This is a genomic window from Aquimarina sp. 433 (assembly GCF_054054605.1).
In genome coordinates, this window is sequence record NZ_JBSWZK010000004.1 from 373661 (window position 1) to 398258 (window position 24598).

At 32.3% G+C, this 24598-nt stretch carries 23 protein-coding genes and 1 tRNA gene; 12 read left to right on the forward strand and 12 right to left on the reverse strand.

Translation table 11 applies throughout. The annotated features are described in order from the left end of the window. The 3 genes from ACWNT5_RS10995 (at position 1) to ACWNT5_RS11005 (ending at position 1977) form a co-directional block, all read left to right on the forward strand. On the forward strand, positions 1–765 hold the full coding sequence (locus tag ACWNT5_RS10995; RefSeq protein WP_299901745.1) for a Rossmann-like and DUF2520 domain-containing protein: 765 nt from the start codon (positions 1–3) through the stop codon (positions 763–765). Continuing rightward, complete coding sequence (locus ACWNT5_RS11000) at positions 749–1273, forward strand: KdsC family phosphatase (RefSeq protein WP_299600343.1); 525 nt, start codon at positions 749–751, stop codon at positions 1271–1273. Before ACWNT5_RS10995 ends, ACWNT5_RS11000 begins: the two co-directional genes overlap by 17 nt. A 131-nt stretch (positions 1274–1404) precedes the next feature. Then, entirely contained in the window at positions 1405–1977 is a 573-nt protein-coding gene (locus tag ACWNT5_RS11005; protein WP_456517352.1) for a non-canonical purine NTP diphosphatase, read from the forward strand. Here the strand turns inward: ACWNT5_RS11005 and ACWNT5_RS11010 are convergent. Then, a complete protein-coding gene (locus ACWNT5_RS11010) occupies positions 1974–2606 on the reverse strand; it encodes a CPBP family intramembrane glutamic endopeptidase (protein ID WP_456517353.1) in 633 nt (210 codons plus the stop codon). The two genes, ACWNT5_RS11005 and ACWNT5_RS11010, sit on opposite strands and share 4 nt — an antisense overlap. 1042 nt (positions 2607–3648) lie before the next feature. On the opposite strand from ACWNT5_RS11010, the gene nhaC reads away from it, so the two are divergent. Both nhaC and ACWNT5_RS11020 read left to right on the forward strand, forming a co-directional pair. Continuing rightward, a complete protein-coding gene (gene nhaC, locus ACWNT5_RS11015) occupies positions 3649–5130 on the forward strand; it encodes a Na+/H+ antiporter NhaC (RefSeq protein WP_456517354.1) in 1482 nt (493 codons plus the stop codon). A gap of 102 nt (positions 5131–5232) precedes the next feature. Next, a complete protein-coding gene (locus tag ACWNT5_RS11020; RefSeq protein ID WP_456517355.1) occupies positions 5233–6891 on the forward strand; it encodes a S8 family peptidase in 1659 nt (552 codons plus the stop codon). A gap of 56 nt (positions 6892–6947) precedes the next feature. Here the strand turns inward: ACWNT5_RS11020 and ACWNT5_RS11025 are convergent, their stop codons facing one another. Next, the gene (locus tag ACWNT5_RS11025; protein ID WP_299600333.1) at positions 6948–7334 is read right to left on the reverse strand and encodes an acyl-CoA thioesterase; all 387 of its coding nucleotides are present in this window, start codon (positions 7332–7334) and stop codon (positions 6948–6950) included. A gap of 90 nt (positions 7335–7424) precedes the next feature. On the opposite strand from ACWNT5_RS11025, the gene ACWNT5_RS11030 reads away from it, so the two are divergent. From ACWNT5_RS11030 to ACWNT5_RS11040, 3 genes are all read left to right on the forward strand, one after another. After that, positions 7425–8054 carry an NAD(P)H-dependent oxidoreductase gene (locus ACWNT5_RS11030; protein ID WP_456517356.1) on the forward strand — a complete coding sequence of 210 codons (630 nt, stop codon included), beginning with the start codon at positions 7425–7427 and terminating at the stop codon, positions 8052–8054. Between the two features lie 70 nt (positions 8055–8124). After that, on the forward strand, positions 8125–8580 hold the full coding sequence (locus tag ACWNT5_RS11035) for a thioredoxin family protein (RefSeq protein ID WP_456517357.1): 456 nt from the start codon (positions 8125–8127) through the stop codon (positions 8578–8580). 85 nt (positions 8581–8665) lie between these two features. Then, on the forward strand, positions 8666–9856 hold the full coding sequence (locus ACWNT5_RS11040) for a DegT/DnrJ/EryC1/StrS family aminotransferase (RefSeq protein ID WP_299600327.1): 1191 nt from the start codon (positions 8666–8668) through the stop codon (positions 9854–9856). A gap of 8 nt (positions 9857–9864) precedes the next feature. Here ACWNT5_RS11040 and ribB read toward each other — a convergent pair whose 3' ends face one another. The 9 genes from ribB to ACWNT5_RS11085 all read right to left on the reverse strand — a co-directional run bounded on the left by ribB (position 9865) and on the right by ACWNT5_RS11085 (position 18776). Beyond that, entirely contained in the window at positions 9865–11016 is a 1152-nt protein-coding gene (ribB, locus tag ACWNT5_RS11045) for a 3,4-dihydroxy-2-butanone-4-phosphate synthase (RefSeq protein WP_299901765.1), read from the reverse strand. Between the two features lie 68 nt (positions 11017–11084). After that, positions 11085–12932, reverse strand: coding sequence for an LptF/LptG family permease (locus tag ACWNT5_RS11050; protein WP_456517358.1), 1848 nt, complete (start codon positions 12930–12932; stop codon positions 11085–11087). Between the two features lie 76 nt (positions 12933–13008). After that, positions 13009–13647, reverse strand: a complete 639-nt coding sequence (locus ACWNT5_RS11055) for a LolA family protein (protein WP_299901770.1) — start codon at positions 13645–13647, stop codon at positions 13009–13011. A 43-nt stretch (positions 13648–13690) separates the two neighbouring features. Then, complete coding sequence (locus ACWNT5_RS11060) at positions 13691–16168, reverse strand: DNA translocase FtsK 4TM domain-containing protein (RefSeq protein WP_456517359.1); 2478 nt, start codon at positions 16166–16168, stop codon at positions 13691–13693. A 67-nt stretch (positions 16169–16235) separates the two neighbouring features. Then, on the reverse strand, positions 16236–16604 hold the full coding sequence (locus ACWNT5_RS11065) for a diacylglycerol kinase (RefSeq protein ID WP_299600319.1): 369 nt from the start codon (positions 16602–16604) through the stop codon (positions 16236–16238). A 7-nt stretch (positions 16605–16611) separates the two neighbouring features. Beyond that, positions 16612–17112 carry a thiol peroxidase gene (gene tpx / locus ACWNT5_RS11070; RefSeq protein WP_456517360.1) on the reverse strand — a complete coding sequence of 167 codons (501 nt, stop codon included), beginning with the start codon at positions 17110–17112 and terminating at the stop codon, positions 16612–16614. 383 nt (positions 17113–17495) lie between these two features. Beyond that, positions 17496–17753 (reverse strand): DUF6952 family protein, encoded by a 258-nt coding sequence (locus ACWNT5_RS11075; protein WP_299600312.1) that lies wholly within the window; start codon positions 17751–17753, stop codon positions 17496–17498. Then, on the reverse strand, positions 17734–18048 hold the full coding sequence (locus ACWNT5_RS11080) for a thioredoxin family protein (RefSeq protein WP_299600308.1): 315 nt from the start codon (positions 18046–18048) through the stop codon (positions 17734–17736). Before ACWNT5_RS11080 ends, ACWNT5_RS11075 begins: the two co-directional genes overlap by 20 nt. 89 nt (positions 18049–18137) lie before the next feature. Continuing rightward, positions 18138–18776 carry a peroxiredoxin gene (locus ACWNT5_RS11085; protein ID WP_299600304.1) on the reverse strand — a complete coding sequence of 213 codons (639 nt, stop codon included), beginning with the start codon at positions 18774–18776 and terminating at the stop codon, positions 18138–18140. A gap of 276 nt (positions 18777–19052) precedes the next feature. On the opposite strand from ACWNT5_RS11085, the gene ACWNT5_RS11090 reads away from it, so the two are divergent. The 4 genes from ACWNT5_RS11090 to ACWNT5_RS11105 all read left to right on the forward strand — a co-directional run bounded on the left by ACWNT5_RS11090 (position 19053) and on the right by ACWNT5_RS11105 (position 23421). Continuing rightward, entirely contained in the window at positions 19053–21296 is a 2244-nt protein-coding gene (locus tag ACWNT5_RS11090) for a tetratricopeptide repeat-containing hybrid sensor histidine kinase/response regulator (RefSeq protein ID WP_299600301.1), read from the forward strand. Between the two features lie 102 nt (positions 21297–21398). After that, on the forward strand, positions 21399–22568 hold the full coding sequence (locus tag ACWNT5_RS11095; RefSeq protein ID WP_456517361.1) for a trans-sulfuration enzyme family protein: 1170 nt from the start codon (positions 21399–21401) through the stop codon (positions 22566–22568). Position 22569: 1 nt separating this feature from the next. Then, positions 22570–23286: a bacillithiol biosynthesis deacetylase BshB1 gene (gene bshB1 / locus ACWNT5_RS11100; protein WP_299600296.1), complete on the forward strand. Its 717-nt coding sequence runs from the start codon at positions 22570–22572 to the stop codon at positions 23284–23286. A gap of 59 nt (positions 23287–23345) precedes the next feature. Continuing rightward, a tRNA-His gene (locus ACWNT5_RS11105) sits at positions 23346–23421 on the forward strand. A gap of 79 nt (positions 23422–23500) precedes the next feature. Here the strand turns inward: ACWNT5_RS11105 and ACWNT5_RS11110 are convergent. Then, complete coding sequence (locus ACWNT5_RS11110; RefSeq protein ID WP_456517362.1) at positions 23501–24538, reverse strand: M28 family metallopeptidase; 1038 nt, start codon at positions 24536–24538, stop codon at positions 23501–23503. Positions 24539–24598: the final 60 nt, after the last annotated feature.

Here is a 24598-nt window from a genome sequence, read left to right on the forward strand (position 1 = left end):
ATGATTACAATAGTCCTTCTTGGTGCCGGAAACGTGGCTAAACATCTTTATGAAGCCTTTTTGCCGCTAAATTTAGTGAAAGTCATACAATGTTATAACCGAAAAGGAATACCTATTCACGAAAACCAAGAAGAAGTTTTCGTAACCGATAATCTGCAGAATTTAAAAAAAGCGGATTTATATATATTAGCCATAAGTGATGACGCGATTGTAGAAGTTTCTGATCAACTTCCATTTCAAAATCGATTAGTTGTCCATACTTCTGGCAGTGTTCCCATGAAATTTATGAACGACAAGAATATTAGAGGTGTTTTCTATCCTTTACAAACATTTAGTGCCACAAAAGAGGTAGATTTCACCAGTATTCCATTTTGTATCGAATCTGAAGAAGAAAATGAGCTTATGCTATTAAAAAATGTAGCTTCTCAACTATCAAAAAAAGTTTATGAAATAAGTTCTGATCAGCGAAACACATTACACGTTGCCGCTGTTTTTGTAAACAATTTTACCAATTATCTATTTTCTTTGGGAAATGATATATGCAAAGAAAATGATGTTCCGTTTGAAATATTACATCCGCTAATTCAAGAGACTGCGAATAAAATAACAGAAATGAATCCGGATAATGCTCAAACAGGACCTGCGATACGCAATGATATACAGACCATTAACAGGCATTTAAAGCTCTTAAACAACGACTCTCAAAAACAATTATATACCGCGCTTACAGAAGCAATACAAATTAAATATGGAAAAAAGTTATAAAGAATATTTACAGCATATTACTACATTTATTTTCGATGTAGATGGTGTTCTCACCGATGGAAATGTTATCATCAATACAGAAGGGGAATTATTAAGAACAATGAACGTCAAAGATGGTTATGCATTAAAAGCTGCTGTACGTCAAGGTTTCAATTTATGTATAATTTCTGGAGGAAAAAATGAAGGGGTTAGAAAAAGACTGGAAGGATTAGAAATCACAGATATTTATTTAGGTGCTCACCATAAAATAGAGCAGCTAAAAGAATATATGAACAGAAAAAACATCAAGTTAGAAAATGTATTATATATGGGTGATGATATTCCAGACCTACCTGTTATGGAAATGGTAGGACTACCCACATGTCCTCAGGACGCTGTAGCCGAAGTTAAAGAAATTTCGAAATACGTTTCTTTTAAAAAAGGTGGAAAAGGATGCGTTCGAGATGTTATCGAACAAGTCCTGAAAGTTCAAGGGAAATGGATCCAAAATTACAATGCAAAAGCTTAGCCAATAGAATTGAAATTAATAATATTTAGAACTGCTCAATAAGCAAGACTATCAATGATTTTAACTTAACCAATAGTATGATGAGTTCTTTTCTAAACCATTGAACCATCGATAATTTAAAAATTAAAGCTGTGAAATTAGTATTCGCTACTAACAATCTCAATAAATTAAAAGAGGTACAAAAATTATTACCAAGTCATATTACGTTAATAGGACTTTCAGAAATTGGATGTACCGAAGAAATTCCGGAAACCTCTGATACTATAGAAGGTAATGCCATTCAAAAAGCAACATATGTAAAAAAGAACTACGGATATGATTGTTTTGCCGATGATACTGGTTTAGAAATAAAGGCATTAAATGGTGATCCTGGTGTTTACTCTGCGAGATATGCAGGAGCATCTAAAAATGCTGAAGCCAATATGAAGAAAGTGCTAGAAAATCTAAAAGATAAGGATAATCGTGAAGCACAATTTAAAACGGTAATTTCATTAGTCTTTGGTGAAAATATGGATACATTTACTGGTATTTGTAGAGGAAGTATTATTTCTGAAAAAAAAGGAGCTCATGGTTTTGGGTATGACCCAATTTTTCAACCAGAAGGTTACGACCAGACTTTTGCTGAGCTAACCTTAAGTGAAAAGAATTTAATTAGTCATAGAGGAAAAGCGATCAAACAACTAGTAGAATTTTTAACTAATTAATCCGCTCCTGGAAACGCAAGCATATCTCCCATTCCCACAGTAAAAAGCCAATTCCCATAGATAGCATGTTCTATGGATACTAGTGTGGTGGATTTTGTTCTTTGATACGTAAATGCAAATAATAAACCACCAACAAACGTAAGCAATTGCACAAGAAAACTTCTTAGAAAAATATGCGCTAGTGAAAATAATATGGCGTTAATAAATATGAATAACCATTTGTTCTTTAATAACGCCTCGTACCTATCGTAAAAAAAGGTTCTATAGATAATTTCTTGTGGCCATACGGACAAAAACGTATAAATAAATAAAATCATTAACCATAATCCCGGTTTCTTTAGTAAAACCGAAAATAGTTTATCAGGTGCTATCCAAAATACATAGAGGCTTGTAACAATTATTATAATGGCTAACTTTATGATTGTTTCTTTCCAAAATGGCTTCCAATTAAGTTTATTCGGTTTCTTAAACTTTAAAAGACCTGATCTCCGAAGATGCAAAAGTATATAGATGAAACCCACAAGTGTGATTCCAACTTTTATCAAAATATGATAATTAAACAGAAAACTAATTGGGAGTAAAACAAATAAAAAAAGTAACTCTAAACCTCTTGCTAAAGTAGATGACATTATTTCAATTTTGTACTAATTTCAGCATAAAATTCGAAACAACTTATTTTTTAACAAATAAAAAAGCCTCCGGGCAAGAGGCTTTTTTGAAACAAATCAAATTTTGGGAAAATATTTAATTACTGAGGGTAATTAAAATTAGTATTCAACAATACTTTAACAACTAAATTTAATTTATATCAATCTTAAACAACACTTCAAATATACAGGATAAGTACATATAAACCTGAAAATAAACGATAAAAAACACTAAAAATGTCGATTAAGTGCTTTTTTATATCGATTAAGTGCAGTTTTCCAGTAAATTCGCTATACATTTAGTTTGTTTCCAATCTTTAGAAAAACATGAAAAGAGTTTATGTATAAAAAAAAGCCTCATGGGGTACGAGGCTTATTGGCTATTGGGGCGAAATAAATTTGGGGCTAAAAAAGGTAGTTCGATAGGTTCTGAAGAACCTTTTTATAATGGGGTAACATTAAAACTAATTCAATAAAAACTTTAATTATTTCACACTTCAAATTTACGTGATACATCAATATTTAACCGATTATTACATATCAATATTTACCAAAATATCGATAAAAAACCATTTTTATCGATGAAAGTAATTTTTTAGTATCCAAAAAATCAATTTATTCCTATAAAACTTAAAAAAGACTTACGCTCATTTAACTTTGAAATATGTGCAAAAAAAAGCCTCATTTCTGAGGCTTATAATTTTCAAATTTAACTTGTAGGGGGATTAAATTTGTTGGGGACAAAAAAACGTAACAATCAATTCCAATTTTTCTCTTTCGGTATATTTTAATAAATCAATTCTCTTATTTGATATTTCAAAGGTATTTTAAATACTCATATATCACCGAAATGATGATTCAAATATAAAACAAAATATCGACAAAAAACAAATATAATCGACAAAAAACATAATTTATTTCAATAATGAATAGAAAAGTAATTTTTATCCTGAAACAAAAAGATTACGTTGCATAAAGTATATTAATATCGTAACATTACATTCTTAAATTTTGAATACAATTTATGGACAGTCAGCAAATCAATCCTACCAATCCCCAAAACGAAGAAATTATTGAAAATAAAGAATTGAATATTTGGGAAGCTTTAATTCCAATTATTGCTTTAGTAGGAATGTTATTCTACAATGTTTACTACGCTTTCGGCGATGATGCATTAAGTGGTAGTAATCAATTTATTTTACTTTTAGGAGCTGCTGTTGCAGCTATTGTTGGTTTCTTTAATAAAGTATCCTACAAACAGATGATGGAAGAAGTAGCTAGAAATGTAAAATCTACTACAGGTGCATTGCTTATTTTGTTAATGGTAGGATCTCTGGCTGGTACATGGCTCATTAGTGGTATTATACCAACAATGATTTATTATGGTCTACAAATTCTAAGTCCTAGTATATTTTTGGCTGCTTGTGTAGTTATTTGTGCAATTATATCGATCGCTACGGGAAGTTCTTGGACTACTTCAGCAACCGTAGGTATTGCTTTAATAGGAATCGGTGATACCTTAGGAATCTCTTTAGGTATGACGGCTGGAGCTGTAATCTCGGGAGCGTATTTTGGTGATAAAATGTCTCCTTTATCCGACACAACTAACCTAGCTCCTGCAATGGCAGGTGGAGAATTATTTTCTCATATAAAATATATGACCTATACGACTGTTCCTACCGTTATTGTTACGCTTATCGTATTTATTATTATTGGTTTTACTTTAAACACTTCGGGAACCCCGGAGATTGATCAACAATTGCTAGCGATAGATAGTGCTTTTACCATTTCGCCATGGTTATTTATTGTACCAATAATAGTAATTGGTTTAATCATCAAAAAAACACCACCTCTTATTGCTTTATTAGCAGGAACATTGTTGGGTGGAATAGCAGCTATTATCGCGCAACCAGAAATCGTTATGAATATCGCTGGTAGTGACACCTTGAGTTTTAATTCAGCTTATATTGGTGTTATGAAAGCGATGACAGTAGATACAGCTGTAGAAACTACTAGTAAAGAATTAAACGATTTATTTACTGCAGGAGGTATGTCGGGTATGCTCGGTACCATTTGGTTAATTGTTTGTGCTATGGTATTTGGAGGTGTTATGGATGCGATCGGAGCATTAGCAAGAATTAGCAAAGCACTATTAAGTTTATTCGATTCTGTATTTGGTCTTTTTGCCAGTACTGTAGCTAGTTGTTTAGCTTTAAACCTAACCGCCTCTGATCAATATTTAGCGATCGTGGTTCCTGGTAGAATGTATGCACAGGCATTTAAAGATAAAGGACTTGCTCCAGAAAATTTAAGTAGAACGCTCGAAGATTCAGGAACTGTAACCTCTGTACTAGTTCCTTGGAATACTTGTGGAGCATATCAAAGTGGTGTTTTAGGAGTACCAGTCGTTGATTATTTCTTTTTTGCCATATTTAATTGGTTGAGTCCTTTTACTACGTTGCTTTTTGCTGCTTTTAGAATAAAGATAAAGCAATTAAAAAGTTAGTTTTATACTAGTAAAATCGTGTTTTTTTTGAGTACATGTACCCAAAAAATATAAGGTTGTTGAGTCTATTTTTGCCCGAAAAATTAACTCAAAAACTTTAAAATGATTTTTTTAAAACAACAAAAAAAGATTGCTAAATGCATTATTGGTTCAATACTTTTATCAAGTATTCTTGCCTCCTGTGAAAACGAAAACCTTCAGGATGATTTTTTAACAGAACAGCCTTCTAACAAAGTGCTTAGTAAAGAAAAAATCAATCATTTTATTTTAGAAACTACAGACCAACAACAAAAGTCTTTTGATTGGAATATGGCTACTGAAGAAGTGCTTTGGAGTGCTATAGTGCATTCTAATTACGAGGTTATGATTGGTTACAAAAAAGATGGATGGAATGATGATGAAACCAGAGACTATATGTTTAATTACAAGAAAAATCTTGATGAAGATATCGTAGATATAAAAGATAATATGATTGCTAATATATTGGAGTCTAACCAAACTTCAACGAAAATACTAAAAGAAGAAGCAATTATAGAAGAAGCAGACAATTTATTAAGTATAACTGCTAAAATTTCAGATCTTAAAACTCTAAAAACATTACTTTCCTCTCCTAATTTAAGATATCTAGAACCTATGTATGACATTTATTATAATAGTCATACAGAAGATTATAACGCTAAAGACAGTGGAGACTTGGGATGCGGAGAAGATAATCCAAGATATGATTTAAGAGTAAATTATGATTACATCAACTTACATCCAGGTGGAAAAATGGGTTGGAATTTTAAGTACCACAAAATTAAGGAAACTTGGGATTGGGGTGGAATTACCACCAAAGGAACCGGAAAAGGAATAGGAGTTGCAATTCTGGATACTGGACTAAGCCATAGACAAGAACAACTAATTGATGGTTTTTCTCAAGGAAATCAATACATGTTTAATGAAGGATTGGTTTCTAATCGAATCATTAGATTTTCCGACCAATATGGTTCTAATGGTTCTTACCGAATTGATGATTGTGGTCACGGAACTGCTTTATCCGGAGTAATAGCATCGCCAAGAGCGAAATATGGTATTCATGGAGTGGCTTACGGATGTAACTTGTACAACTATAGAGCTAATAGTGATGTATTTATAAACGGAACCAGAGATATTACTGCAGTAGCTAACTCTTTTATTTCTGCAGCAAATACTAGTAATGTACGAATTATTAGTATGAGTATGGGTTCTGTAAGCAGATCAAGCAGAATTGCAGATGCAATAGTATATGCGTATAGAAAAGGAAAATTAATATTCTCTGCCGCAGGAACCATAGAACTAGGAAGCTTTGTTTCTGGTCAATATCCGAATCTTGCTAATATTGTATTTCCAGCAAATATGACCGAATATAACGGAGATGTAGTGTATGGAGTAACAGGAATAAGAACTAACTATACAGCTTGTACCAAATGTGTAAAAGGTAAAAATGTTGATTTTGCAGTAGTAATGGAACAATTAAATGGTACACAAGCGCTTGCCACTGGAAGAGGTGGATTATACACAACTACTATTGGAGGATCTTCTGTAGCTACAGCAACAATGGCTGGAATTGCTGCTTTAGTATGGGGTAAAAATACCACACTTCCTAGAGCTGATTTGGTTCTTGCATTAAAACAAAAATCAGACTACCCATTTAGAACCAATCCAATCTTTGGATATGGAAAAGTAAACACCTTAGAAGCATACAAATATTTTGATCTATTTGGTGGATTAGGTTTATAAACATTATAATATCAACTACCCTTTTGTATAATGATCACGAGGGTAGTTGATTCCTACTATACTATTGGTGTTGGTTTTTTATCATTATCGATGGCTACAAACTTAAATAAACCCGAAACAGCTATCTCTCGATCGTAGCTATACATTTCTTCTTTATATATATCGACTTTTACCATACAACTCGTTCTTCCTACCTCCTGAACTTTAGCAACCAATTCGATAATGGTACCTTCTGGAATTGGTTTTTCAAAATCTATCTTACCGGTAGAAATGGTAACCACTTTTTTTCTACTAAAACGAGTAGCACAAATAAATGAAACCTCATCCATAAGCTGCAGTGCAGTTCCTCCGAATAATGTTTCATAATGATTTGTTGTATTTGGAAAAACAGCTTTAAAAATTCTTGTTTCAGATTTTTGAATCAATTCTTCAATAGTATTCATATAATAGTGATATAGTTTTTTCTTATTAGTTTAATCCATAAAGATACCTCTTATAGCTGTATCTTTGCAGCATATTTTTAAAATTCTAGAATGGAAATTATAGAAAGCTTACAATGGCGCTATGCGACAAAAAAATTTGATAATACTAGAATACTACCAGAGGAAAAAGTCAATATACTTATCAAAGCATTTAATCTTACTGCTACCTCTTATGGATTACAACCTCTAAAACTGGTCGTATTAAAGAATAAAGAATTACAGAAAGAACTTACCGCACACTCGTGGAATCAGCAACAAGTTGCAGATGCATCACATGTATTTGTTATCTGTATTGAAAAAACAGTTGGGGAAACGTATATCACCAAATACTTTGATCATGTAAAAGCTATCAGAAATACTCCTGAAGAAATATTAAAACCTTTTAGAGAACAACTTATAGACTCATTTAAAACCAAGGAGGCAGATGAAATTGCTAATTGGGCAGCTAAGCAAGCCTATTTAGCTATGGGGAATCTATTAACAGTTTGCGCAACTGAAAAAATTGATGCATGTCCTATGGAAGGTTTTATTCCAGAAAAGTATGATGAAATTCTAGAATTATCAAAACGAGGACTTACTTCTGTATTGGTCTTACCAGTCGGATATCGTGATGAAGATGATATGTTTGCTACCTTAAAAAAAGTAAGACGTACGATAGACGAAACAGTAATTGTTTTATAATCATATCCTTGGCAAGATATTTGGTATATGAAAATTATTATAATTTTGTAATATCTAAAACTTTATAAAAATGAAAAAGATCATATCGTTTTTAATATTCATTTTTGTGATATCATCATATAGTCAGGAATCAAAATTAAACTGGTTAACCGATTTCGAAACCGCAAAGGAAGTATCAAAAGAATCCAAGAAACCTATATTAATGTATTTTACTGGTAGTGATTGGTGTGCTCCTTGCATTATGTTAGAGCAAGACTTCTTTTCTACCGAAAAGTTTAATAGACAATCACAATCCGTGGTTTTACTTAAAGTAGATATTCCCAGAAGAATGGATATTCTAACGGAAAACCAACTAAAAGCAAATAAAAAATTAGTAAAAGTCTATAATAAGGAAGGTGGTTTTCCTAATATCATTGCGATGAATCACAAAGGTAAAGTAATTGATAAAGAGGGTTCCTATAGTGCTTCGCTTAGAGATCCTAGTAGATACTTTGCTTTTGTTTCTAAGATTATCGATAATTACTAGTCAAAAAGATAAGATATCCTTTATATTTTCAAAACTCTTTTCGGTATTTTTGCCGAAAAGAGTTTTTAATTTTAAGACTATACCTATGCCAGGATTTGAGCTATTTGGAACTGAAGAACAAAAGGAAGTGCAAGATGTATTAGACAATGGAGTTTTAATGCGATATGGTTTTGATGGAAATAGAAATGGACACTATAAAGCGCTAGAACTAGAAAAAGATCTTGCCAAAAGAATGCAATCAAAATATGCTCAAGTAGTATCTAGCGGAACAGCTGCATTAACAGTAGCTTTAGCTTCTGCAGGTATTGGTTCTGGTGATGAAGTAATCATGCCTACTTTTACATTTGTAGCAAGTTTCGAAGCCATATTATCGGTTGGTGCTACTCCTATCCTATGTGATATAGATGATACTTTAACTTTAGATCCAGAAGCCGTAAAAGCTGCAATCACAGACAAAACTAAGGTAGTTATGCCTGTACATATGTGTGGTTCCATGGCTGACTTGAAAAAATTAAAAACCATTTGTGATGAGCATAATTTGATTCTATTAGAAGACGCATGTCAAGCTATCGGTGGAACATACGATAATAAACCACTGGGAAGTTATGGAGATTTAGGATGTTTTTCCTTTGATTATGTAAAGACGGTAACCTGCGGAGAAGGTGGTGGTTTGATCACAAACTCCAAACAATATGCAGATCATGCTCATAAATATCAAGATCATGGACATGATCATGTAGGAAACAATCGTGGAGCAGAAACACACCCTTTTCTTGGATATAACTACAGACTTTCAGAGCTTAATGCTGCAGTGGGAATTGCTCAATTAAGAAAACTGGATAGTACATTAACACTGCAAGAGAAAAACTATACCATACTTCGGAATGCTTTATCGGATATTCCAGAAGTTACCTTTAGAAGAGTTCCTGAAACAGGAGTAGAAAGTTATGCTTTTCTAAATATCTTTTTACCTACTGAAAAACTGGCTAAAAAGGCGCATACTGCATTTGGAGAACATGGAGTAGATGTTTGTTTTTATTGGTATGATAACAATTGGCATTACTATAGAAAATGGGAACATCTTCTAGAACCTACTTCATTAAACAAGCTTTCTGAAGAACAGTTAGCAGGTTTACAAAAAAACAATAAATCTTTTGATGCTAGTGATGCTTGGATGGGTAGAACAATCTCTTGTCTAATTAAAGTAGGTTGGACAGAACAAGAAGTAAAAGAAAGAGCTTCAAAAATGATTGAAGCTCTAAAAAGTATTTTATAGTTGTATTTTTAGTAATTTACGTATTCTAAGATCTCTAACCCGTATCCTATCATACCTACTCGTTTTTGTTGGATGCTATTAGATATCAATCGTAGTTTATGAATATTTAAATCATGTAAGATTTGCGCTCCAATTCCAAAATCTTTGGAATCCATAGCCATTTTTGGTGCTTTTACCACCTCATCACCATTTTGAGCTTCGTTTAAAGCTTTTAACCTATTTAACAGGTTAAAAGATTGACTTTCTTGATTAATAAAGACAATCGCTCCTTTTCCTTCTTTATTAATAGTGGTAAACATCGCATCTAAACGTTCATCTGCATTATTTGTTAAAGTTCCAAGAATATCGTTATTAAATAAAGTGGAATTTATTCTTGTTAATACAGGTTCGCTATCAGCCCAACTACCTTTTGTTAATGCAATATGAATTTGACTGTTGGTAGTTTGCTTATAAGCTCTTAATCTATATTTCCCGAAACGTGTTACAATATCAAAATCTTCTTTCTTTTCGATAAGAGAATCGTGTTGCATGCGATATGCTACTAAATCCTCTATTGAAACTAGTTTAAGGTCATATTTTTTTGCTACTTCCACCAATTGAGGAAGACGTGCCATACTACCATCTTCATTCATGATTTCTACAATTACACCTGCTGGTTTTAAACCTGCTAGTCTTGCAAAATCAATTGCGGCTTCTGTATGACCTGTTCTTCTAAGTACTCCTCCTTCTTTTGCTTTCAAAGGAAAAATATGTCCAGGACGTGCTAACTCGTGAGACTTAGTATTTGGATCGATTAATGACTGAATGGTCTTAGCACGATCGCTTGCAGAAATACCTGTAGTAACACCATTCCCTTTAAGATCCACAGAAATTGTGAAAGCTGTTTCCATAGGATCGGTATTATTATCTACCATCATATTCAGCTTCAAATCCTTACAACGTTGTTCTGTTATTGGAGCACAAATTAATCCTCTACCATGTGTAGCCATAAAATTGATCATTTCGGGCGTAACTTTTTCAGCTGCAGCTAGAAAATCTCCTTCATTTTCTCTGTCCTCATCATCTACTACAATAATCACCTTTCCTTGGCGAATATCATCAATAGCTTCTTGGATGGTATTTAGCTTAACCTTATTTTTTGTGTCCGTAATTTGTGACATATGAATCCGATTCTTTATTAAAAAGCAAAGGTACTTTATATAATTCTTAAATGGAAAGTATCAATGAATTATCTGACGCTATCGAGGTCTCGATTCGATCTTTTTAGATATACAAAATATGCTAATGGAAATAAAACTATTCCAACTACCAGAAAGAGTATTAAAGATGGTTGCTTTAGGAAACCTTTTAATCCAGAATAAAAACTTTTAAGGTTTATGTACGCTTTTATATGAAATACAATGTAGGTGATGGCTCCTAGTATATTAAAAGTTAGTAACATCAATTTACTACCCCCAGCTCCTTTTGAAATTAAAGTAATAATGATATTAATAAGAACCAGGAAGATAAACATCGTCAATGCTATGGAAGAGTTTTCTTTAAAATCCTTTCGAGATTTTTCTACAGCAATCATTGTATTGTCATCGATAATAACATCCAACTGTTTATCGGATACATCATTAACGCTCTTCACTTTTTCTGACTTACTACTAATTCTAGCAAAGAAATCACGAATAGGCTGCATCACAATATCAAAACTTACAAATCCTCTATCTCTTGTAGCTCTATAGGTAAGGAAGATACTCAAAGGAAAAATTATGAAGGTAGACAACCAAGAACCCAAAAATGGTGGAATTCCTCCTTCTTCTGCTCCGTTCTTTGCAAATATCCCGATAAAATGATATGAAAGAAATAATACTACTCCAATAACAATAGGAAGTCCTAAACCTCCTTTTCTAATAATCGCTCCAAGCGGTGCACCTACAAAAAACAATAGTACACAAGAAATTCCTAATGCATATTTGTCGTGTAATGACATCTCATACTTATTAAGAGCTCTTTTCTTTACTTCTACAGCTCTCTTAGCTGTTTGGATTCTTCTAATTGCCCCATCTACATTAGAAAAAGCAAGATTATATATTTGTGATTTTTGTTTTATACTAAATCGTTCTTCAATTAAATCTAGTGTATCCTTTGTAGCTTTTTTTAAGGTATCTATTTTTAAGTTTCGATTCAAATCTTTAAACCCATTTCTTCTATTCACATCATCATCAGCAGATTTATACTCGGTATTAACCTGTATTGATAATGTGTCGATTTCGTTTCTAAGACCGTTTACGTTAAGCATATTATACCCTTTGCTATATTGTTGGGCATCCATATCAACATTATCCAAAGATGATAAATCTATATTTAGTACATATTGCTCAAAATGTGTTTTTGCAAAAGGTAATTTCTTTCTTTGCTTTGGAGAATTTTGCTGAATTTCATCATAGTAATTACCATCATTAAGAACCAATGTAATTAAATCCGAATCTATACTACCTTTTAATTCACCATCAGTAGCTTTAATCACTGTAAAGTTTCCAACTCTTGCGGCTTTTTTATGGATAATCACGTCTTTTAAAAACTGATCATTGTCTCCATATTTTTCTGAGACTCGAATATTAATATCTCCCAAATCATTAAATTGATTGGGAGTAATTACCATAGCAGGTTTGACCTTTACTATATTCTTCCGAAGATTTACAAATTTTCTCTCTGAACTAGGAATCACAGTATTTGAAAACAAAAATGCTCCAATACCAACAAAAAATATAAATACAGATAATGTTCTCATGGCTCTTTGCAAAGATATCCCCGATGATTTCATCGCTGCAAACTCGTAGTTCTCTGCAAAATTACCAAAGATCATAATAGAAGTAAGCAAAATGGTAAGTGGCAAAACCATAGGAATTAACCTAGGCGTTGCGTAGGTTAAAAACTTAATAATTACCGAAAAATCTAAATCTTTCCCCGCTAATTCTGATATAAATAACCAGATCGTTTGCAACAAAAGAATAAACATAATAATGATAAAGAGCGGAAAAAAAGTCTTTAAAAAAGTTGTAAGAATATATCTGTCTAATATTTTCACCTATTCGTATATATAAAATATAATCCCGAATAACTTCGGGATGTTTATGATTTACTAATAATGCCTAAATATATAATTAATCTAAGCGATTGATGTAATAATTAGCATACTTTGATTCATCAAATACAAATAACGTACTCGACAACGGTTGATTTGTCTTAAAACTATTTACTGTGATTGTAATATTAGTACCATTATTTTGCATTAAAATCAATTTATAGATATGCTTTGTTTGTTTATCTATTCCTAATAATATCTCTTTAAGATCACTATTAGTATCTATTGGATTTAATTTCACAAACTGAATTTTTCTTCCTTGTACATTTTGTACAATATCCATTTTTGAAGTATATCCATCTTCATAAAACGTTAGCATTTTAGAAGGTGTAACACTAGCTTCATCTTCTGGACTTTGTGAAGAAATATTAATTTCTTCATCTTCAGGAATGATGATGTGCAATTTATTTCCATCATACATTTGCTCTGTACCCATAAGATTCAATAAATACTTCTCTCCTAATAAAGTAACATCTCCTCTAGTTTCTTGAGATACATTTTCTGCAGGATTATTTAAGGCATACTTAAATCCAATCACAATATTATCATAGCTTTTTACTTTTGCCGACACTTCATCCAAAAGCTTTTTAGCATCTTGAGCGTGTGCAGTGGTTATAAAAAGTGTTGCTATTGCTAAAAAAAATATTCTTCGTATCATTCTGTAATCTTTGTGTAGTTTAAATTTAAATCATTACTGAGTTTTACTCAGCGTCTAATAATTGTTTTAGAGCGACCAAATCCGTAACTAAAACTTGTCTCGCTTTACTTCCTTCGAATGGTCCAACAATCCCAGCAGCTTCTAATTGATCAATCAATCTTCCTGCTCTATTATATCCTAATTTTAATTTTCTTTGTAATAAAGACGCCGAACCTTGTTGTGCTGTGACAATAACTTCTGCAGCTTCATTAAAAAGCTTATCGCGATCTTTTACATCTATATCAAGACTTGTGCCACTTTCTTCTCCAGAATACTCTGGCAATATATGTGCTTCAGGATATGCTTTTTGACTACCAATATACTCGGTAATACGTTCCACTTCTGGTGTATCTACAAAGGCACACTGTATCCTAACCAAATCATTACCTTGTGTATATAACATATCTCCTCTACCAATTAATTGATCTGCTCCTCCTGTATCTAAAATTGTTCTAGAATCAATTTTTGAGGTAACTCTAAATGCAATTCGAGCTGGGAAATTAGCTTTAATCATACCAGTAATCACATTTACCGATGGTCGTTGTGTAGCGATGATCAAATGTATTCCAATTGCTCTGGCTAATTGTGCTAATCTGGCAATTGGTGTCTCTACTTCTTTTCCTGCAGTCATGATAAGATCTGCGAACTCATCCACAACCAAAACAATGTAAGGCAGAAACTTATGTCCATTTTCTGGATTTAGTTTTCTTGCTTTAAATTTTGCATTATACTCCTTAATATTACGAACCATTGCATTTTTTAGCAAGTCATATCGAGCATCCATTTCAATACACAAAGAATTAAGTGTATTAATTACTTTATTATTATCGGTTATGATAGCTTCTTCCGCATCTGGCAGTTTAGCTAAGTAGTGTCTTTCTATTTTATTAAATAAAGTAAGTTCTACTTTTTTAGGATCCACCAAAACAAACTTTACTTCTGCAGGATGTTTTTTATAAAGTAAGGAAGTTAAAATAGCATTTAGTCCAACGGATTTTCCTTGTCCTGTAGCTCCTGCCATTAATAAGTGGGGCATTTTTGCCAAATCAACAACAAAAGTCTCATTCGAAATTGTTTTCCCCAACGATAATGGTAATTCCATTTCTGCTCCTTGAAACTTAGAAGAACCTATCGCCGACCTCATAGAGACTATAGTAGATTTTTTATTAGGTACTTCGATACCAATAGTTCCTTTTCCAGGTATTGGTGCAATAATTCGAATTCCTAATGCTGCTAACGAAAGTGCTATATCGTCCTCTAAATTTTTGATTTTAGAAATACGAATACCGGCCTCTGGTACAATTTCATATAGTGTTACCGTAGGTCCTACAGTCGCCTTGATCTGAGCTATTTCTATTTTGTAGTTCTTAAGGGTCTCTACAATACGATTTTTATTTTCTTCTAATTCTCCCTGATCTATAGTAATACCTCCATTCTGCACAGAATAATCTTTTAGTAATTCTATAGTTGGGAATTTAAAATTTCCTAGCTCTAACTTTGGATCAAACTCTCCAAAGTCTTTAACCAGCTTAGCACTAAGATTTTCTACCTCTTCCTCTTCTACCACAGCCTCTACTTCCATGGCAATATCTTCTGGATTATCTTCAGATTTTATGATCAATTTCTCTGGAATTTCATCTGACTGATTTTCAGGATTTCCGTAAAATTCATTTACCGTTGTTCTACTAGATGTATTCGTTTTATCTAAGATCTGAGTTGATTGAGTTGTATTTGCATTCGCTAAAGGTTTTTCTATCGATAAATCTTGCGTCTCGCCAATTGATAATTCCTCTTTTTCTTCATCTACTGGTTTTTCTGCTGTCTTTACTTTTTTTGCTCCATTCAATTTTTTAGCTGCCTGATAATCTTTTGTGATTTCACTTTGAGTTTTCTTTAAAGAAGCTGATATCTTTTCTGGCGTGTATCGTAAACGAACTACAATATATACTATAGCAAAGAACGCTAGTACCAATACAGTTCCAATAAAGCCAATATAGTCCTGCATAAAATCATTTACTTCATAACCTATAACTCCAGCAAATAAACCACTTTCTTTTTGTACAAAGCCAAAAACTACAGATATCCAAAGCATTACCAAAGTTCCCCAAAACCAGAACCCTGCTAGTTTTTTTCTGTTTAAATCAAAAAATAAGTAAACTCCTGTTAGGGAAATTAAAACAGGTAATATTAAGGCTGATATTCCAAAACCTCTAAAAATAAAAAAGTCACTAACCTTTGCTCCAGAAATACTAAGCCAATTTTTTGCTGATGCCGTTCTGTCAGGAAATTGAGAAATTTCACTCTGGTCTATTTTCCAATTGAAGAAAAATGAAATAAAAGAAAAGAATAATGCAATACCTAAAAAGAACAAAAAACTTCCCAAAATAACCTTTTGTTGCCTAGACAAAGTAAGTCTTTCTTTTAGAGGAGTTTTAGTTTTTTTAGTGGTTTTTCTTTTTGTTGTTGCCTTTTTTTTTGCCATTTTTTGGATATGTTATCGCAAAAATACGAATATCTATATTGGAACGTAAAAATGGAAAAAAAATTTTCTATAACAAGTAAGGTATATAGATGACACCTCCTATAATTACTGCTGTAATCGCCGCTATAAAAACAGCTCCAGCCGCGATATCCTTAATAAAACCTATTTTATTATGAAAATCTGGATGAATAAAATCTGCGATTGCTTCTACTGTGGTATTTAATCCTTCAATACTCATAACCAATCCAATCGCAAAAGTTTGTAATATCCATTCGGTCGCGGTGATATTCATATAAAAACCTAAGGCTGTCATAATAATTGCTATGACAGCCTGTACCTGAATACTTGGTTCTGTTTTAATCAAAATCAATGCACCTTTTAGTGCATATCCACATCCTCGTATTCTGCCAAGTATAAACTTTGAGAAATTACTCATATAATGATTATGCCAATGTTTTTAGAGCATTTTCGTAATTAGGCTCTTGAGCAATCTCTGGAACTTGTTCTGTATACACCACAGTACCTTTTTCATCAAGCACTATAACCACTCTAGAGTGCAATCCTTGTAAAGGTCCATCAACGATTTCTAAACCATAATCTTTACCAAATTTACCTTCTCTAAAATCAGATTGATTGATAACTCCTTCTAACCCTTCTGCTCCACAAAATCTTTTTTGTGCAAAAGGTAAATCTTTAGAAATACACAGTACTTTAGTATTCTCTAATTGACTAGCTTGTTGATTAAATTGTCTTACCGATGTAGCACATACATCTGTGTCTATCGAAGGAAAAACATTAAGTACTACTCTAGATCCTTCATAATCTGATAATTTTGCTATTGATAAATCAGTATTTACCAATGCGAAATCTGGAGCTTTTTCTCCTACTTTTGGAAGTTCACCACTGGTGTGTATCTCGTTTCCTCCTAATGTGATTGTAGCCATTTTTATGTGTTTTTAACTTTAGATTTAAGCCGATTTATTTCTACTTCAAGTTTACACATTAACCAAGAAATAAAAAAATTTTTAGGGTTTTAAAGGGGATAAATGTTTTTAAAATAAACAAACCTTAATCTTCATGAGAAAAATATTATGTTAACCTTCACATTATTATTGGTTACTTATTTCTCAGATGTTCAAATTTCTAAACAAAATGTATTTTAAATCTTTCAAAAATTAAAAAAGGAAACTTAAAATTCATTGAGAATTAGGTATAAGTAATATCAAATTAAAACCTGTAAAAAAGTATTTTATAAAAAAGCCGAAACAATATTGTTTCGGCTTTTTTATAAAACATAATCGCTTGGGCACATATGATTAGGAATATTTTAAGTATCGATAGATCCCATAACTCGTTGCATAAAACCATTTAGGGCTTCCTTTTTTGGAGTACCTTCTTTAACCATTTTATTGACTTCAATGGCACCATACATATTAGAAATAAGCTCTCCTATTACATCTAGCTCCTCATCCTTTAAGGAAGGAACTTCTGTAAGTGCTTCCAAAGTTTCTATTGCTTCCACAACAAAATCCTCATCATTCTCCTCTATAAAAGACGTTAAATGTTTAATTATTGGTAACTTCATTTACTAAATCTTTTAAAACTTCAAACTTATTTGTCTGTACCTGATTCACAAAATCTCCATTTTTAAAAGTAGCAAACGTTGGCAGGTTATCTACCGTGGCCATTTTTCTGGATTCTGGATTTTTTTCTGCATCAACAATTACAAAAGTAGCATCTTCATTTTCAGAAGCTAATTTTTTAAATTTTGGCTTCATAATTCTACAATTACCGCACCATGTAGCAGAATACTGAACGATAACTTTATCATTAGCTTGTACTAATTCAGAAAGATTATCCGCTGTTAATTCTTGAATCATAATCTATTTTTTCGTGTAAAACAGAAACTTCTCTTTACTACTTTTAGTATTTAGAGAAGTTTCTTCTAAAACTATTTTGATCTAAGTTCTTAGTGAGAAGCTAAATAAGAAGCTACTCCATCTCTATTTGCAGACATTGCTTCTTTACCTTCTTCCCAATTCGCAGGACATACTTCTCCGTTTTTCTGTACATGAGCATAAGCATCGATCAATCTTAAAAACTCTGCTACATTTCTTCCTACTGGCATATGGTTGATACCTTCATGAAAAACAGTTCCTTCTTCATCAATTAAATATGTAGCTCTGTAGGTAACGTTATCTCCTTCTACAGTTACAACACCTGTTTCTTCATTGTACGTTTCATTAGTGATATCTAAAATTCCTAATGTACTCGCTAGATTACGATTAGAATCTGCTAAAATAGGATATGTTACACCTTCTATACCTCCGTTGTCTTTAGAAGTGTTTAACCATGCAAAATGAACTTCAGGAGTATCACAAGAAGCACCAATCACAATTGTGTTTCTTTTTTCAAATTCTACTAAAGCCTCCTGAAATGCGTGTAATTCCGTTGGACAAACAAAAGTAAAATCTTTAGGGTACCAGAATAAAAGTACCTTTTTGTTGTTATTTTTTGCCTCTTCCAATACGTTTAGTTTGAAAGTATCTCCCATTTCATTCATTGCGTCAACGTTAAGATCTGGGAATTTTTTACCTACAAATGCCATTTTTTTGTTAATTTAAAAAGTAATTAATTAATTTTTGAAGTGGCAAATATACGCTGCCTATACATATATAAAGGATACGATAATTAGATTTTTTTATATTCATATAGTTTTTTCTAATACACATTATCTTTCTAACAATACTTCAAAAATTCTTACAAAAAAATAAAATACCTTACATAAATTACGGATAAATTGTTCTTTTTACACGATGATTTGCACATTGTTAGATCTATTTTTGTATTTTCGCTGCATATAATTAGCCTCTAAACCAAAAAGTTGAAGAACTTTACAAAACATATAATCTATTTATTTTTTACTTGTATTTACATTGGTACAGTAGCACAATCATCTCTAGATAGAGATAGTATTCAAATCCATATAGAACAAGCAGAATTGTTCTTGGAAGAATTTAAGTATCAACAAGCTTTAGAAAAAGTACAGGTTGCTTTAAAAAGCGCTACCTACAATAACGATGATAGAAGTAGAGCAAAAATACGATTTCTAATCGGAAAGATACATGAGCTAAATAGCCAGGATAGCGAAGCGATTACCAATTATATAACTGCTATAACCTATGCTTCTACTTCAAAAAGCAAAGAAGTACAGGCAAAAATAACGTATAATCTTGGAAAATTATATCTGAAGAATGATAACAAAGTACAGAATGGTATCAATCATCTTACAGAAAGTTCTAAAATAGCCAAAGAGATTAATGATACTACAAAAATTATTAAACCTTGGTTAACACTTGCAGAACACTATATTGATAATAGAGATTACCAAACTAGTGACAAATACCTAACAAAAGTAAGAGCATTAATAGGTTCCAATTTTGATTTAGCTCCAAGTCAAAAAATCAAATTAAGTAATTTGCTAGGAAAATATTTCCTAAGGGTACGCAGATATGAAAGAGCGGACGAACACATTGATAATGCTGTATCCTACGCCAGTAGTGAAATAAATAATATTGAAAATAACGAACTAGTAATTTCTAACTCTTATCAAGAACTTGCCACTGCATATTACACAAAACATAGAGTTTACAGGGCTAAAAAGGAATTTGAAAAAGCCATTCCGTATCTAGAAAAACATTACGAAAACCAAAAAAAATCCGAAGCAATTACCAGAAAAATAGAGCTGATAAAAGCTGAGATTGAATTCGATGTAAATCGAATGAAGGATAAGGTAAAAAAAGCTGATGAAAAGGATGCAAAAAACTATTCTAAAGAAATCAAATGGCAGATCATTACCATACTTGGAGTGGTGCTAATATTAATTTCTCTGGCTTTCTTAATCAGTTCATATAAAAACAATTTACAAAAGAAGAAGCTTAATTATGATCTTATAGAGAAAAATAAGGAGTTGGTGAACGCAAAAGAAACTGCAGAACAAGTTTCCACACTTAAATCTCAGTTTATCTCTACTGTAAGTCATGAACTAAGAACACCTCTTTATGGGGTTATTGGTCTTACTTCATTACTTATGGAAAACCCAGAAGAAAAGAAGAAAAATGAATATTTAGAATCTTTAAAATTTTCTGGGGATTATTTGCTTGCGCTGATTAATGATGTGCTTCAATTAAGTAAGATAGAAACTAATGAAGTAAAACTAGAAAAAGTTTCCTTTGATCTTAGGTCTTTAATAGAGGGAATTGTAAACTCCCTCCATTCAAAACAAAAAAACAATAACAATACTGTTCATATTGATATTGATAGAAACATTAAAACTACATTACTTGGTGATTCTGTAAGACTATCTCAGATATTGATAAATCTGATTGGTAATGCTTTAAAGTTTACTAATAATGGGAATATTTGGATAAAAGTAAAAAGCCAAGCATCTGAAGGAGATAATTACAATTTACGTTTTATCATTAAAGATGACGGTATTGGGATACCAAAAAGCAAGCAAGCTACTATTTTTGAAAACTTTGCTCAGGTAAAAAATGAGAATCAAGAATACGAAGGTACTGGTCTAGGACTAGCGATCGTGAAAAAGCTTATCCATCTGCATAAGAGTGAAATTTTTATTGATAGTGAAGAAGGGGTTGGCTCTGAATTTACGTTTGATTTAGTGTATGAAAAAGCGGTAAAAGAAAAAGATATCTCTTCTCAAACGGGAGAAAGTATCAGTATTGGAACTACCAATTTTAATATCCTTATCGTTGATGATAACAAAATCAATCAAATAGTTACTCAAAATATTCTTAAGAAAAAGGGGTATACTTGTGATCTTGCTAGCAATGGTATGAAAGCTATTGAGATGGTGAAAACAAATGCATTTGACTTAGTTCTTATGGACATCAACATGCCCGAAATGAATGGTTTAGATGCTACTACTGTTATAAGAACCTTTAATACTCACATCCCAATCATAGCACTTACAGCAGTTGAAGAAGGTGAGATTAGAGATCAAGCTTTATCAGTAGGTATGAATGATGTGATCATTAAACCTTACGATACTCAGCAATTCTTCCAAACAATCATGAAGAATATTTCCAAAGTAAAATACATCAATTAATTCTAGTTCTTTTCTTATTTATTAACTTATTCTGTTAAAGCTTATTCTCTTTAATCTTTTATATAGTATTTTTAGAGCTCAATTTAAGCTTAGAACATTAACATGAACTCAAAAGACACTGGTTTTAATACTATTTGCACCCATGTGGGCGAAATAGAAGATAAACAATTCAAAGGAGCGATTTCTCCTATTTACCTCTCTACATCTTACGCTTTTGAAGATGTAGATATTAAAAGATATCCACGCTATTTTAATACTCCAAATCAAGAAGCGCTTTGTAAAAAAATAGCAAAACTTGAAAAAGGTGAATCATCACTTATTTTCGGAAGCGGAATGGCAGCTATTAGTACTGCTTTACTTGCTTTTTTAAGCAAAGATGATCATATCGTATTACAAAGAACACTTTATGGAGGTACTGCTAATTTGGTTAATGAAGAATTTAGCAAATATGGTATTGAATACTCTTATGTAGATAGTCAGGACGTGACAGGGTTCGAAGAAAAAATCCAAGACAACACTAAAATAATTTATATAGAAACTCCTTCTAACCCATTATTAACCATAACAGACATAAAAGCAATAGCAGCACTAGCAAAGGAAAAAGGTATTATTACGATGATAGACAATACCTTTGCTTCTCCTGTTAATCAAAACCCTATAGAATTAGGTATCGACATTGTAATTCATTCTGCTACAAAATATTTAGGAGGACATAGCGATATTCTTGCTGGAGCCGTAGTTTCTTCTGAAAAAAATATCGAACAAATTTTTCAGTTAGCTAAGAATCTTGGCGGAAGTTTAAGTGATTTTACGGTATGGATGTTAGAAAGAAGCATAAAGACTTTAGGACTTCGGGTAAAACAACAAAATAAAAATGCAAAAAAACTAGCCAAATGGTTAGAAAAACATGACGATATCCAAGCGGTATATTATCCTGGTTTAAAATCACATCCCGACTATGAAATAGCAAAAAGACAGATGAAAGGATTTGGTGGAATGCTATCTTTTGAATTAAAAGAAGGGTTAGATGCTAGTAAATTTCAGAAAGAACTAAAGCTTATAAAAAGTTCCATGAGTCTTGCTGGAGTAGAAAGTACCATACTCTCCCCTACACTAACTTCTCATGCTTTATTAACTGCAGAAGAAAGAAAGCACCAAGGAATAAATGATGGGTTGCTAAGGTTTAGTGTTGGTATTGAAGAAAAAGAAGATTTGATGATGGATATTGAACAGGCACTTCAAAAAATTAAAGTCTTAGAATTAGAACATTAATATGAAACTAGACATACTAGCTATTGGAGCGCATCCTGATGATGTAGAACTAAGTTGCTCAGGAACCCTTGCCAAAGAAATTGATCATGGTAAAAAAGTAGGTATTCTAGATCTTACACGTGGAGAACTAGGAACTCGAGGAACTCCAGAAACTAGAGATCAAGAAGCAAAGGATGCTGCAGAAATTCTAGGAGTAACTGTTCGAGAAAATCTAGGGTTTAGAGATGGTTTTTTTAAAAATGATGAAGCACATCAACTTGCTATTATCCAAATCATACGTAAATACCAACCAGAAATAGTGCTTTGTAATGCTATTGATGATCGTCATATAGATCATGGTAAAGGAAGCAAATTAGTTAGTGATTCGTGTTTTTTATCAGGATTACGCAAAATAGAAACATCTTTAGAAGGAACGAAGCAAGATGCTTGGAGACCTAAAAAAGTATATCACTATATCCAATGGAAAATATTGGAACCAGATTTTGTAGTAGATATCACTGGATATTTAGATAAAAAAATGGAAAGTGTAATGGCCTATAAAACTCAGTTTTATGATGCAGATAGCAAAGCGCCTTCTACTCCAATTTCTAGTAGGAATTTTATGGAAAGTATTCGCTATAGAGCTGCTGATTTAGGTAGAATCATCGGAGTAGATCATGCAGAAGGTTATACTGTAGAACGCTATGCCGCAGTAGATTCCATATTTGACCTTATATAATTTCATTTTTTTCTTTGCAGAAACAAAGAAATACCTTATTTTTGCAGCCGAAATTAAATGGTGGTTGTAGCTCAGTTGGTTAGAGCGCCTGATTGTGGTTCAGGAGGTCGTCGGTTCGAGACCGATCTTCCACCCTTTTAAAAAGAAAGACTCCGTAACTGCGGAGTCTTTTTCGTTTTATATTACATATCGTAAGACTTAGCTTTTCCTGATTCTATTCTTTGCCAATACCATCAACAATTAATCTTTCTTCTTTATTAGCAATCTCCCAGGCTGTATAAAAAATTAGTTTAGCCCGTTTTGTCATCAGATCGTATTCTATTTTGTCTGCCGTATCCGTTGGCTCGTGATAATCCTCATGAACACCATTAAAATAAAAGATGATAGGAATATTATTCTTTGCAAAATTATAATGATCACTTCGGTAATAAAATCTATTCGGATCATCCTTAGCGTTGTAGGTATAGTCTAGGTCTAATTGAGTAAACTCCTTATTTATCTCTTCACTTAAATTATGCAACTCTGTACTCAACCTATCACTACCTATTAAATAGATATAATTATTCTTTTCTGGACTCTTATGATTTTCATCAATTCGACCAATCATATCGATATTAAGATTAGTTACCGTTTTCTCTAATGGAAAAACTGGATTTTCTGTATAGTAGCTAGATCCATACAACCCTTTTTCTTCTCCGGTTACATGTAAGAACAATATAGTTCTTTTGGGACCATAACCATCCTTTGCTGCTTTCGCAAAAGCCTGAGCTATTTCCAAAATACTTACAGTACCTGATCCATCGTCATCAGCTCCATTATATATATTTCCATTAGAATCGACCCCTACATGATCATAATGTGCAGAAATTACTACTATTTCATCAGGCTTTTCAGTTCCTTTTATATACGCTAAAACATTTTCAGATGATTTAATTCTTCCTCTAAAATAACTTTCATCTATTTCCTGGAAATAATCTTCTCCTCCAAGTGGAGAAGGAATTCCCATTCTCATATACTGCTTTTTTAAATACTCTGCCGCCCTCTTTTGCCCAGGCTCTCCTGTATCTCTACCTTCAAATTCATCCCCTGCAAATTTGTATAAATACTTCTGAAGTTCATCTGAAGTTATTGTCTCTGCATACGATATGATATCTGCTTTTTTGTTATTACCAGGCTTGTTAGATGATTTTTGTGAGCTTCCACAGGAATATAAAAATACTAAGCCTAAAATAACGATTAAAATACTTCTCATTTATTTCTTTTTATAACACTATGCAATATACAGATTTAGCAGCAGATGATTTTATCAATA